Source organism: Metapseudomonas otitidis (genome assembly GCF_900111835.1).
Classification (GTDB): domain Bacteria; phylum Pseudomonadota; class Gammaproteobacteria; order Pseudomonadales; family Pseudomonadaceae; genus Metapseudomonas; species Metapseudomonas otitidis.
This window is the reverse complement of record NZ_FOJP01000017.1, coordinates 67931-80311: the sequence shown is the minus strand read 5'-3', so window position 1 is coordinate 80311 and position 12381 is coordinate 67931. Positions and strand designations below refer to the sequence as shown.

Sequence of the window (12381 nt, the reverse complement as noted above, 5' to 3'; positions counted from 1 at the left end):
GGAGAGCGCCATGCGCACCATCACTTTGCGTCGGAGCCTGGCTGCGCTGTTCACCGCGGCCCTGGCATTCGGCGCCATCACACAGGCACAGGCCGAGACCCTGCGGATCGGCTACCAGAAGTACGGCACCCTGGTGCTGCTCAAGGCCAAGGGCTCCCTGGAGAAGCGCCTGGCCGCCCAGGGCATCGACGTCAAATGGACCGAGTTCCCCGGCGGCCCGCAGCTGCTGGAAGGCCTCAACGTCGGCTCCATCGACTTCGGCGTCACCGGCGAGACCCCGCCGGTGTTCGCCCAGGCTGCCGGTGCCGACCTGCTCTACGTCGCCTACGAACCGCCAGCGCCCACCAGCGAGGCGATCCTCGTGCCCAAGGGCTCGGCGATCCAGTCGGTGAAGGACCTGGCCGGCAAGAAGGTCGCCCTGAACAAGGGCTCCAACGTGCACTACCTGCTGGTCTGTGCCCTCGAAGAAGCCGGCCTGAAGTACAGCGACATCCAGCCCGTGTACCTGCCCCCGGCCGATGCCCGCGCCGCCTTCGAGCGTGGCAGCGTCGATGCCTGGGTGATCTGGGACCCCTTCCAGGCCGCCGCCGAGCAACAACTGCAGGCGCGCACCCTGCGCAACGGCAGCCAGCTTGTGGATAACCACCAGTTCTACCTGGCCACCCGTGACTACGCGACCCAGCACCCGCAGGTGATCAGCGCCCTGGTGGAGGAAGTCCGCGCAGTGGGCGAGGACTCCAAGGCCGACCCGGACAAGGTGACCGAGCAGGTCGCACCGCTGCTCGGCCTGCCCAGGGACATCACCGCCATCGCGGTGAAGCGCCAGGGCTACGGCGCCCAGTTCCTCAGCCCCGAGGTGGTCACGGCGCAGCAGAAGATCGCCGACACCTTCACCGACCTGAAGCTGATCCCGAAAAAACTCAGCATCAAGGACGTGATCTGGACGCCGCCCGCCAAGGTCGCCCAGCAACCCTGACCCACGCCTGGCTCCGCGCCCGGACGGCGCGGGGAAGGCCCGGCTACCGCACACGAACCATCATCGCGCGGCTACGCCACGCCGGCGCGCTCACCCTGGAGTTATTGCGATGAGTCTCAACCTCTTCTGGTTCCTGCCGACCCACGGCGACGGCCACTACCTCGGCACATCCGAGGGCGCCCGTGCCGTCGACCACGGCTACCTGCAGCAGATCGCCCAGGCGGCCGACCGTCTCGGTTTCGGCGGCGTGCTGATCCCCACCGGCCGTTCCTGCGAGGACTCCTGGCTGGTCGCCGCCTCGCTGATCCCGGTGACCCAGCGCCTGAAGTTCCTCGTCGCCCTGCGCCCGGGGATCATTTCGCCCACCGTCGCCGCGCGCCAGGCCGCCACCCTCGACCGCCTCTCCGGTGGCCGGGCCCTGTTCAACCTGGTGACCGGGGGCGACCCGGACGAGCTGGCCGGCGACGGCCTGCACCTGAACCATGAGGCGCGTTACGAGGCGTCCGTCGAATTCACCCGCATCTGGCGCCGCGTGCTGGAGGGCGAGACCGTCGACTACGACGGCAAGCACATCCAGGTGAAGGGCGCCAAGCTGTTCTACCCTCCGCTGCAGCAACCGCGCCCGCCGCTGTACTTCGGCGGTTCCTCCGAGGCCGCCCAGGACCTGGCCGCCGAGCAGGTGGAGCTGTACCTGACCTGGGGCGAGCCGCCGGCCGCCGTGAAGGAGAAGATTGAGCAGGTGCGCGCGAAAGCCGCCAAGCTCGGTCGCAGCGTGCGCTTCGGCATCCGCCTGCACGTGATCGTGCGCGAGACCAACGAGGAAGCCTGGGCCGCCGCCGACCACCTGATCGCCCACCTCGACGACGCCACCATCGCCAAGGCCCAGGCGGCCTTCGCCCGCTTCGATTCCGTCGGCCAGCAACGCATGGCCGCCCTGCACAACGGCAAGCGCGACCAGCTGGAAGTCAGCCCCAACCTCTGGGCCGGCGTCGGCCTGGTGCGTGGTGGTGCCGGTACCGCACTGGTGGGCGATGGCCCCACCGTGGCCGCACGGGTCAAGGAATACGCGGACCTCGGCATCGATACCTTCATCTTCTCCGGCTACCCGCACCTGGAAGAGTCCTACCGCGTGGCGGAACTGCTGTTCCCCCACCTGGACGTGGCGCGCCCGCAGGCGAGCGATGGCCTGGCCTTCGTCAGCCCCTTCGGCGAGATGGTGGCCAACGAGGCGCTGCCCGAGCGTCGCCTCAAGGTCTCGCAGAGCTGAGGGTGCCGAGATGAACGTCCAATCAATCCTCCAGCGCCTCGCGCCCTGGGCCTTGCCGGTGGCGTTGCTGGTCGCCTGGCAGGTCGCGGTCGAGACCGGCCTGCTTTCCACCCGCATCCTCCCGGCACCCAGTGCCGTGGTGACCGCCGGCTGGCACCTGGTGGCCAGCGGTGATATCTGGACCCACCTGGCCATCAGCGGCTGGCGCGCCGGCATCGGCTTCGCCATCGGCGGCAGCATCGGCCTGCTGCTGGGCTTCATCACCGGGCTCTCCGCCTGGGGCGAGCGGCTGCTGGACAGCTCGGTGCAGATGATCCGCAACGTGCCGCACCTGGCGCTGATCCCGCTGGTGATCCTGTGGTTCGGCATCGATGAGTCGGCGAAGATCTTCCTCGTCGCCCTCGGCACCCTGTTCCCCATCTACCTCAACACCTACCACGGCATCCGCAACGTCGACCCGGCGCTGGTGGAGATGGCGCGCAGCTACGGCCTCTCCGGCTTCGGCCTGTTCCGCCAGGTGATCCTGCCCGGCGCGCTGCCCTCGATCCTGGTGGGGGTGCGCTTCGCCCTCGGCTTCATGTGGCTGACCCTGATCGTCGCCGAGACCATCTCCGCCAATGCCGGCATCGGCTACCTGGCGATGAACGCCCGCGAGTTCCTGCAGACCGACGTGGTGGTGCTGGCGATCGTGCTCTATGCCGTCCTCGGCAAGCTGGCCGACCTCGCCGCCCGTGGCCTGGAGCGTGCCTGGCTGCGCTGGCACCCGGCCTATCAGCCCAAGGGAGGTGCGGCATGAATGCGTTGTCCACGCCGCAGCACCTCAAGCGCGGCATTCCCCTGGTGGTGCAGGGCATCGGCAAATCCTTCGGTGAGCGGGAGGTGCTCAAGGGCATCGACCTGCGCATCCCCGCCGGCCAGTTCGTCGCCGTGGTCGGCCGCAGTGGCTGCGGCAAGAGCACCCTGCTGCGCCTGCTGGCCGGGCTCGACCAGCCCAGCCGAGGCGAGCTGCTGGCCGGTTCGGCCCCCCTGGCCGAGGCCCGCGAGGACACCCGGCTGATGTTCCAGGACGCGCGCCTGCTGCCCTGGAAACGGGTGATCGACAACGTCGGCCTGGGCCTCTCCGGCGACTGGCGGCCCAAGGCCCTGGAAGCCCTGGAGGCGGTGGGCCTGGCCGACCGCGCCCGGGAATGGCCGGCGGCGCTGTCCGGCGGCCAGAAGCAGCGCGTAGCCCTGGCCCGTGCGCTGATCCACCAGCCGCGCCTGCTGCTGCTGGACGAGCCCCTGGGCGCGCTGGATGCGCTGACCCGCATCGAGATGCAGCAACTGATCGAGCGGCTCTGGCAGCAACACGGCTTCACCGTGCTGCTGGTGACCCACGACGTGAACGAGGCGGTGGCCATCGCCGACCGGGTGATCCTGATCGAGGACGGCGCCATCGGCCTCGACCTCACGGTCGACCTGCCCCGGCCGCGTACCCGTGGCTCGGCCCGGCTGGCGGCGCTGGAGGCCCAGGTCCTCGAACGCGTGCTGTCGCAGCCGGCGCCGCCGCCGGAACCCGAACCGGTTTCACCCCTGCCCACGCAGTTGCGTTGGGCACTCTGATCTTCATCCCACGACCCCGAGCAAAGGAAAAACGCCATGACCATCAAAGCCATCAACGTCCGCAACCAGTTCAAGGGCACCATCAAGGAAATCATCGAAGGCCCGGTGCTGTCGGAGATCGACGTGCAGACCGCCGCCGGCATCGTCACCTCGGTGATCACCACCCGCTCCGTGCGCGAGCTGGAGCTGGGCATCGGCTCCGAGGTGATCGCCTTCGTGAAGTCCACCGAGGTGTCCATCGCCAAGCTGTGAGGCAGCGGGGCGTGATCGTGGGGGGAAGCGGGGATCGCTGCGCGATCCTTCGCGGATGAATCCGCTCCCACGTGACCGTGCCTTGTACCGACATGAAGAGCCCCCGCGTTTGCGGGGGCTCGTTCGTTGGGGACCGCTGCGCGGTCCTTGGGCGAATGAATTCGCCCCTACAAACCGATCCGTGTGGGAACGCATCCGTGATGACGCACGGTGCGCCCCCGGGGTGTAGGGGGCTGCCCGACGAAACCGCTCCCACAGGAAAGTGCCTTGTGCCGGAATGAAAAAGCCCCGCGTTCGCGGGGCTTCGTTCATCCAGCGGTGGCTCAGCGCTTCTGCGGTGCCGGCTGCTGCTGGGTGATGCAGTGGATGTTGCCGCCGCCGAGGAGTATCTCGCGGCCGGGCACCATCACCACCTCATGCTGCGGGAACAGGCGCTTGAGGATGGCTTCGGCCTCGGCGTCCTTCGGGTCGTCGAACTTCGGCGCGACGATGCCGCCGTTGACGATGAGGAAGTTGACGTAGGAGCCCGCCAGGCGGATCGACGGGTCGCGCTCCTGGGTGCCTTCCACCAGGTCGACGCCAGCGCATTCTTCCTCGGTGGCGTGGATCGGGCCGGGGATCGGCATCTTGTGCACCACCAGCTGGCGGCCCTTGGCGTCGCGGGCCTGCTCCAGCACCTTCATCGCGGCCTGGCAGCGCGGGTAGTTGGGGTTGGCCGGGTCGTCGGTCCAGGCCAGCAGCACTTCGCCCGGGCGCACGTAGCAGCAGAAGTTATCCACATGGCCGTCGGTCTCGTCGTTGTAGAGGCCATCCGGCAGCCAGATGATGGTGTCCACCGCCAGGTGGTCGCGCAGCACCGCCTCGACCTCCTCGCGGTTCAGGTGCGGGTTGCGGTTGCGGTTGAGCAGGCATTCTTCGGTGGTGATCAGGGTGCCTTCGCCATCGACGTGGATGGAGCCGCCTTCCAGCACGAAGCCTTCGGTGCGGTAGCGGGCGCAGCCTTCGATCTCGAGGATCTTGCGGGCCACCTGGTCGTCACGCTGCCAGGGGAAGTAGAGGCCGCCGTCGAAACCGCCCCAGGCGTTGAACGCCCAGTCCACGCCGCGCACTTCGCCCTGGTCGTCGATGACGAAGGTGGGGCCGGTGTCACGCACCCAGGCGTCGTCGGTGGTGATCTCCACCACGCGGATGTTGGCGTCGTCCAGGCGCGCGCGGGCGTTCTCGTACTGGGCGGCGGAGGCGCACACGGTCACCGGCTCGAAGCGGGCGATGGCCTTGGCCACGGCGGTGAAGGCGGCCTGGGCGGGCTTGCCGCCGAGGCGCCAGTTGTCCGAGCGCTCGGGCCAGACCATCCAGGTGCGGGTGTGGGGCGCCCACTCGGCGGGCATGTGGAAGCCATCGGCGCGGGGCGTGCGGATCGGGGTGCTCATGGGGCGGTCCTTGGTGGAGGGCGCAGGCCGTTGATGAGGCCGGCCTGCGGCGCCGGGTCGGTCATTCGGAGAGGGTTTCGCCGTCGAGGGTCGCGATCGGCCAGTACAGGTTAGGACGGCGGTCGCGGAACACGCCCCAGGCGGTACGTACCTTCTCCAGTTCGTCGAGGTCGAAGCGGTGGACAAGGATACCTTCTTCGACCTCGTCGAGTTCAGCCACCTTGCGGCCGAACTGATCGGCAATGAAGGAGGAGCCGTAGAAGGTGATGTCGTAGCCGTCCTGCTCTTCGCGGCCGATGCGGTTGGAGGCGATCAGCGGCATGACGTTGGCGCCGGCATGGCCCTGCTGCACGCGCTGCCAGTGGTCGCGGGAGGTGATGGTGGCGTCGTGGGGTTCGCTGCCGATGGCGGTGGGGTAGAACAGCAGTTCGGCGCCCATCAGCGCCATGCTGCGGGCGCACTCGGGGAACCACTGGTCCCAGCAGATGCCGACGCCGATGCGGGCGTAGGCGGTGTCCCAGACCTTGAAGCCGGTGTCGCCGGGGTTGAAGTAGTACTTCTCGTGGTAGCCGGGGCCGTCCGGGATGTGGCTCTTGCGGTAGACGCCGAGGTTGCTGCCGTCGGCGTCGAGGATGGCGATGCTGTTGAAGCGGGCACGGCCGGCGCGTTCGAAGAAGCTGATGGGCAGCACCACCTTGAGTTCGGCGGCGAGCCGGCTGAAGTGGGCGATGGCGGCGTTCTCCTCCACCGGGGTGGCCAGCTGGGCGTAGTCGGCGTTGGGCTTCTGGCAGAAGTAGGGCGTCTCGAACAGTTCCTGGATGAGGATGATCTGCGCGCCCTGGGCGGCGGCCTGGCGCACCAGCTTCTCGGCGTTGGCGATATTCGCGGCACGATCCCAGGAGCAGGCCATTTGGGTGGCGGCGACGGTAACGATGCGGGACATGGAACACCTCGTCGAACGGTTGCGGACCGGTGCCGGATATTCATCGGCATTCCGGGGGATTCCGTGCGATCGGTCGCGGTCCAGTCGCGCGGATGGTACCGTTATATTCGATAAAAATCCGTTTTGAAAGGGATTTTTAGCGTTCACTCAGCGTGAGCAGGCTTTTAGTTCGATAACTATCGGCTTTTCAGGCGTCCTGGATGACGTCGCGCTTGGGCAGGCAGTGCGGCAGGTAGAGCCCCAGGTAGGCGTCGAACACGCGCATGCCTTCCTCGGCCAGGCGCGGGGTGATGTGGCCGTGCTGCTGCACGGAACGCGCGTAGACGCGGTCGCCCAGCTCCATGGCCAGGGAGAAGACGTTCAGGTCCTCGGGCAGGGCGGGCAGCGGGAAGTGGCGTTCGAACACGGCGTGCATCAGGTGGCCCAGCTCGATGTCCAGCTGGCGGTCGGCCTGGGTCACTTCGGTGAGCCCGTGCTGGGCGAGGATCAGCTGGCGGGCGGCGGCGTCGGCGTCGTAGATCGCCAGCATGCGCTCCTCGACGATCCGCGACAGGTCGCGCCAGCTGCCCAGTGCGGCGTGGTCCACCGGTTGCTGCAGGCTGGCGCGGAAGGCGGCGTGAACGTCGGCGGTCAGCGCTTCGAGGATCGCCGGGACGCTGGAGAAGAAGTGGTAGACGGAGGAGGGCGGCATCTCCGCCCGCTCGGCGACGCTGTAGATCGACAGGTTGGCCACGCCCTGTTCGGCGAGCAGGCCCCGGGCGGCGTCGAGGATGGCGGCGATGCGCAACTGGCTGCTGGCGCGGGGCTTGCGGGCGGTGGCAGGGCGGGACATCGGCGGCTCCTCGGCGGTGAGGCGCTATTGGACGCCAGCCGCCGGGGCCGGGGCAAGGGGCTCAGTCCGCCGGGGCGGGCTCGACTTTCAGCAGCACGCCGTCCTGGCCGACCACGCGGACGTGGCTGCCGGCCGGCAGGTCCGGGCCGACCACCAGCCACACCGAGTCGCCGGCGCGGATCTTGCCGCGCCCGCCCTCGATGGCCTGCAACAGGGTGAACTGCCGGCCCAGCAGCTCCTGGCCACGGCGGTTCAGGCCCGGCTGGTCGGAGGCGCGCACGGCCACCTGCTGGCGCCGCCACCAGTAGGCGGCGGTGGCCACGGCGAGCAGGCCGAAGAGCACGAACTGCGCCTGCCAGGGCAGGTCCGGCACGAAGAACACCAGGGCACCGACCCCGGCGGCGGCCAGGCCGATCCACAGCAGGTAGCCGCCGGCGCCGAAGACTTCGAGGATCAGCAGCAGGGTGCCGAGGGCCAGCCAGTCCCAGAAGGCGAGGTTCTGCAGGTACGCCAGCATGTTCAGCCCTTCTTGTCGCCGAAGGTGGCCTTGACGATCTCGCCGATGCCGCCGACCGAGCCGATCACCTGGCTGGCTTCCAGCGGCATGAGGATCACCTTGCTGTTGTTGGCGCTGGCCAGGTTGCCGAGGGCTTCGACGTACTTCTGGGCGACGAAGTAGTTCACCGCCTGGACGTTGCCGGTGGCGATGGCGTTGGACACCACGCGGGTGGCCTCGGCTTCGGCGGCGGCGGCCCGTTCGCGGGCTTCGGCTTCGAGGAAGGCGGCGGCGCGCTGGCCTTCGGCGCGGAGGATCTCGGCCTGCTTCTGGCCTTCGGCGGTGAGGATGGCGGCGGAGCGGGAGCCTTCCGCTTCGAGGATCTGCGCGCGCTTCAGGCGCTCGGCCTTCATCTGGCTGGCCATGGCTTCGACCAGGTCGTTGGGCGGGCTGATGTCCTTGATCTCGATGCGGGTGACCTTCACGCCCCAGGGGGCGGTGGCTTCATCCACGGTGTGCAGCAGGCGTTCGTTGATGGCGTCGCGCTGGCTGAGCATGGCGTCCAGCTCCATGGAGCCGAGCACGGTGCGGATGTTGGTCATCACCAGGTTGCGGATGGCGTGTTCGAGGTTGTTCACCTCATAGGCGGCCTGGGCGGTGTTGACCACCTGGAAGAAGCACACGGCGTCGATCTGCACCATGGCGTTGTCGGCGCTGATGGCTTCCTGCGGGGGGATGTCCAGCACGCTTTCCATGACGTTGACCCGGCGGCCGATGCGGTCCACCACCGGGACGATGATGTTCAGGCCGGGCTTGAGGGTGGTGGTGTAGCGGCCGAAGCGCTCGACGGTCCACTCGAAGCCCTGGGGCACGATCTTGAACCCCATGAAGACGATGGCCACCGCGAGGGCGACGAAGAGGATGACGACGGTACTGATGCCCATGCTGTACTCCTTGGCAGTGTGTCGGGCGGGGCGTTGCGCCCCGTGGTCCAGGTCGGTTGGCCCGGCACCTTTGCACAGCTCAGTGTGGCCTGCAAATACGCGGGGCGCCGCCGAGTACCGTGGTTATTTCTGTTCGCTCTGGGGGGTGACGCGCAGCACTTCCTCCACCGTGGTCTGGCCGGCGGCGATCTTCTGCGCGCCGGACAGGCGCAGGCTGCGCATGCCGTCCTTGAAGGCCTGGCGGCGCAGGGCGACGAGGTCGGTGTCGGCGGTGATCAGGCTCTTCACGCCGTCGCTCAGCAGCATGATCTCGTAGACCCCGGCACGGCCGCGGTAGCCGGTGTCGCGGCATTCCAGGCAGCCCACGGCGCGGTGTGCGCCGGTGGGCAGCGGGGCGCTCCAGGGGCGGGTGAGGTTCTGCCAGTCTTCTTCCTCCAGCTCCATGGGCGCCTTGCAGTGCGGGCACAGGGTGCGCACCAGGCGCTGTGCCATGACCCCGAGCAGGGTGGCGCGCAGCAGGTAGTAGGGCACGCCCAGCTCCAGCAGGCGGGTGATGGCGCTGGGGGCGTCGTTGGTGTGCAGGGTGGAGAGCACCAGGTGGCCGGTGAGCGCCGCCTGGATGGCCATCTCGGCGGTCTCCAGGTCGCGGATCTCGCCGACCATGATGATGTCCGGGTCCTGGCGCATCAGCGCGCGCACGCCGCTGGCGAAGCTGAGGTCGATGTTGTGCTGCACCTGCATCTGGTTGAAGGCGCCTTCGATCATCTCGATGGGGTCTTCGATGGTGCAGACGTTCACCTCGCTGGTGGCCAGCTGCTTGAGCGTGGTGTAGAGCGTGGTGGTCTTGCCCGAGCCGGTGGGGCCGGTGACCAGGATGATGCCGTTGGGCTGGTGGGTCATGCTCTGCCAGCGCTTCAGGTCGTCCTGGGAGAAGCCCAGCTGGTCGAAGCTCTTGAGCAGCACCTCGGGGTCGAAGATCCGCATCACCATCTTCTCGCCGAAGGCGGTGGGCAGGGTCGACAGGCGCAGTTCCACCTCGCCGCCGTCCGGGGTCTTGGTCTTGACCCGGCCGTCCTGGGGCTTGCGCTTCTCGGCCACGTTCATCCGCCCGAGGCTCTTCAGGCGGCTGACGATGGCCATCGTGACCTGGGGCGGGAACTGGTAGACGTTGTGCAGCACGCCGTCGATGCGGAAGCGCACGGTGCCCTGCTCGCGGCGCGGCTCGATGTGGATGTCGCTGGCGCGCTGCTGGTAGGCGTACTGGAACAGCCAGTCGACGATGTTGACGATGTGGGCGTCGTTGGCGTCCGGCTCCTGGTCGCTGGCGCCGAGCTTGAGCAGCTGCTCGAAGTTGCCCACGCCGCTGATCTTCTGGTCCACGGCGGTGGCGCCACTGACCGACTTGGCCAGGCGGTAGAACTCGGTGGTGAAGCGCTGCAGGTCGGCGGGGTTGGCCACCACGCGCCTGATGGGGCGCTTGAGCACGTGGGTGAGATTGCTCTCCCAGCTGTGCACGAAGGGCTGGGCGCTGGCGATGGTGACGCTCTCGCTGTCCACTGCCACGGCGAGGATCTTGTGGCGCTGGGCGAAGGCGTAGGACATCAGCGGGGTGACGGCGGCGACGTCGATCTTCAGCGGGTCGATGCGCAGGTAGGGCTGGCCGCAATAGTCGGCCAGCCACTGGGTGAGGGTCTCCAGCTCCAGCTTGCGGCCGGGGCGCTTGAGGTCGTCCACCTGCTGGCTGGCGAGGAACTCCAGCGGGTGCTGCTGGTTGTTCACCGCGCTGCGGCGGATGGCCAGGCATTGCTCGGCGGTGTCCTGGGCGATCCGGCCCTGGTTCACCAGCTCCCGGAGCAGGTCATTGAGATCCAGCCAGCGATCCTGGGCGGCCGATGCGAAAGCCGACATGCGTTCTCCTTGGTCGTGCAGTCCCGACGGGAAAGCGTAGTCAATGCGCCTTCCCCGCAGGGTGCCAAGGATGCCCGAAACCACCCTCCCAGGGCCAAGCTGTTTGCGTGACCCGGTCGGCAGCCTGACCGATCAGCCAGTAACCTGCAGCTCCACGCCGAGGATGCCGACCTGGCTGCGCAGGCGCCGGGCGATGACTTCGGCGCGGTGCAGCGGCAGGTCGGTGAGGACCACGTCGATGCGCAGGTCGTCGTCCAGGTGGCGGGCCTCCACCCGCAGCGGCAGCACCTGCAACTGGGCGAAGTGGCCGAGCAGGCGCAGCAGCAGGTCCGGCTCGGCGGCGGCGTGCACGGCGAAGCGCAGCGGGCGAGGGGCCTCGTGGGGCTTCCAGGGGTCGCTGCGCGTCCCTTCGGTGGACGGGCTTGCGGGCAGCGGCTGGCAGGCGGCGGATTCGCGTTCGAACATGGCGGGGGCTCCGGTTGGGATGGGCACAGTTTCCCAGCCGAAGCGGCAAAATATCTGCCTATATCGCGGGCTTATCTGGTTTTTTGCACATAGAATTTCCCCGTATTGCCTGATGAGGGGAAAAACATGCCTTTGGAGCTGGACGCCTACGACCGCCGCATCCTCGACCTGTTGCAGGAAGACGCCGGGCTTTCCACCGCCGAGATCGCCGAGCGCGTCGGGTTGTCCCAGTCGCCGTGCTGGCGACGCATCCAGCGGCTCAAGGAGGAGGGGGTGATCCGTCGCCAGGTCACCCTGCTGGACCGGCGCAAGATCGGCCTCAACGCGCAGATCTTCGCCCAGGTGAAGCTCAACGCCCACGGCCGCTCCAACCTCACCGAATTCGCCGAGGCCATGCGCGGCTTCCCGGAAGTGCTGGAGTGCCATGTGCTGATGGGGGCGGTGGATTTCATGCTGCGCATCGTCACCCGGGACATCGAGGCCTATGAGCGCTTCTTCTTCGAGAAGCTGTCCATGGTGCCGGGCATCCAGGAGGTGAACTCCATCGTCGCCCTGTCGGAGATCAAGTCCACCACCTGCTTGCCGGTGGAGGGGTAGTGCTGGAACCTTCATGGGCACCCTTGTAGGGGCGACTTCAGTCGCCAAGCGGGCCGTAGGCCCGCCCCTTGAGGTCACGACGGGACCGCTGCGCGGCCCTTTCGCGAATGAATTCGCTCCTACCGGGCGGGCCCACGGTGCACGGGACGGGACTGCTGCGCAGTCCTTGGGCGAATGAATTGGCTCTGTCTGCGTTAAGTGTTGCTAGAAGATTTGAACCCAGCTGATTGCCGAGCTCTGATGATGTTTCTGGTTTCGCCCCCCGGCGAGTCCTTTTTTTCAATCGCCAAAAAAGGAACCAAAAACGCTTGCCCCATCATCCGGCCCCGGCTTTGCCGGGGTTCCCTCACTCCATCGCCGCTCTGGGGGCCGGCGCGATGGGCCATCCATGGCCTGGCGCGCCTCTCGCGGCATCCATGCCGCTCGTCCCCCGGCGCAACGACTGCGTTCGGCCTCCTGGAGGGGCGTTGGCGGCTGCTCCAACTTCTTCGTCCAGCGCTTCGCCATGTGGTGCGCACGGGCTTTCGTAGGATGGGTCGGGCGGCGTTCCGCGAGCGAAGCGAAACCCATGCGGTGGCACGAACCCTTGGGCGCCCGGAAAGGGCCGTGCTTGAGCGCTTGCATTAAAGCCACAACAGCTAACGCAGACAGAGCCAATGAATTCGCCCC

Annotated in this window: 13 protein-coding genes; 6 read left to right on the top strand and 7 right to left on the bottom strand. The window is 67.9% G+C overall.

The features are described from left to right. Positions 1-10: 10 nt before the first annotated feature. The 5 genes from BM198_RS21740 to BM198_RS21720 all read left to right on the top strand — a co-directional run bounded on the left by BM198_RS21740 (position 11) and on the right by BM198_RS21720 (position 4097). Positions 11-976 (top strand): sulfonate ABC transporter substrate-binding protein, encoded by a 966-nt coding sequence (locus BM198_RS21740; protein WP_074972325.1) that lies wholly within the window; start codon positions 11-13, stop codon positions 974-976. Between the two features lie 109 nt (positions 977-1085). Then, a complete protein-coding gene (ssuD, locus tag BM198_RS21735; RefSeq protein ID WP_074972323.1) occupies positions 1086-2243 on the top strand; it encodes an FMNH2-dependent alkanesulfonate monooxygenase in 1158 nt (385 codons plus the stop codon). Positions 2244-2253: 10 nt separating this feature from the next. Further along, entirely contained in the window at positions 2254-3039 is a 786-nt protein-coding gene (gene ssuC, locus BM198_RS21730; RefSeq protein WP_044413872.1) for an aliphatic sulfonate ABC transporter permease SsuC, read from the top strand. Beyond that, the gene (gene ssuB / locus BM198_RS21725) at positions 3036-3845 is read left to right on the top strand and encodes an aliphatic sulfonates ABC transporter ATP-binding protein (protein ID WP_074972321.1); all 810 of its coding nucleotides are present in this window, start codon (positions 3036-3038) and stop codon (positions 3843-3845) included. Before ssuC ends, ssuB begins: the two co-directional genes overlap by 4 nt. A 36-nt stretch (positions 3846-3881) precedes the next feature. Next, positions 3882-4097: a TOBE domain-containing protein gene (locus BM198_RS21720; RefSeq protein WP_003455791.1), complete on the top strand. Its 216-nt coding sequence runs from the start codon at positions 3882-3884 to the stop codon at positions 4095-4097. Positions 4098-4420: 323 nt separating this feature from the next. On the opposite strand, the gene aguA is transcribed toward BM198_RS21720, so the two are convergent. The 7 genes from aguA to BM198_RS21685 form a co-directional block, all read right to left on the bottom strand. Then, positions 4421-5527: an agmatine deiminase gene (gene aguA / locus BM198_RS21715; protein ID WP_074972319.1), complete on the bottom strand. Its 1107-nt coding sequence runs from the start codon at positions 5525-5527 to the stop codon at positions 4421-4423. Positions 5528-5588: 61 nt separating this feature from the next. Beyond that, positions 5589-6470: an N-carbamoylputrescine amidase gene (gene aguB / locus BM198_RS21710; protein ID WP_074972318.1), complete on the bottom strand. Its 882-nt coding sequence runs from the start codon at positions 6468-6470 to the stop codon at positions 5589-5591. 187 nt (positions 6471-6657) lie between these two features. Further along, the gene (locus tag BM198_RS21705) at positions 6658-7302 is read right to left on the bottom strand and encodes a TetR/AcrR family transcriptional regulator (RefSeq protein WP_074972316.1); all 645 of its coding nucleotides are present in this window, start codon (positions 7300-7302) and stop codon (positions 6658-6660) included. Between the two features lie 61 nt (positions 7303-7363). Then, on the bottom strand, positions 7364-7819 hold the full coding sequence (locus tag BM198_RS21700; RefSeq protein WP_044405257.1) for an NfeD family protein: 456 nt from the start codon (positions 7817-7819) through the stop codon (positions 7364-7366). A 2-nt stretch (positions 7820-7821) separates the two neighbouring features. Then, positions 7822-8742: an SPFH domain-containing protein gene (locus tag BM198_RS21695; RefSeq protein ID WP_044405260.1), complete on the bottom strand. Its 921-nt coding sequence runs from the start codon at positions 8740-8742 to the stop codon at positions 7822-7824. Between the two features lie 123 nt (positions 8743-8865). Continuing rightward, a complete protein-coding gene (locus tag BM198_RS21690) occupies positions 8866-10650 on the bottom strand; it encodes a type IV pilus assembly ATPase TfpB (protein WP_044405263.1) in 1785 nt (594 codons plus the stop codon). A gap of 132 nt (positions 10651-10782) precedes the next feature. Continuing rightward, a complete protein-coding gene (locus tag BM198_RS21685; protein ID WP_083422450.1) occupies positions 10783-11115 on the bottom strand; it encodes a hypothetical protein in 333 nt (110 codons plus the stop codon). A 126-nt stretch (positions 11116-11241) separates the two neighbouring features. On the opposite strand from BM198_RS21685, the gene BM198_RS21680 reads away from it, so the two are divergent. Further along, entirely contained in the window at positions 11242-11712 is a 471-nt protein-coding gene (locus BM198_RS21680; RefSeq protein ID WP_044405265.1) for an Lrp/AsnC family transcriptional regulator, read from the top strand. The last annotated feature ends 669 nt before the right edge of the window (positions 11713-12381 follow it).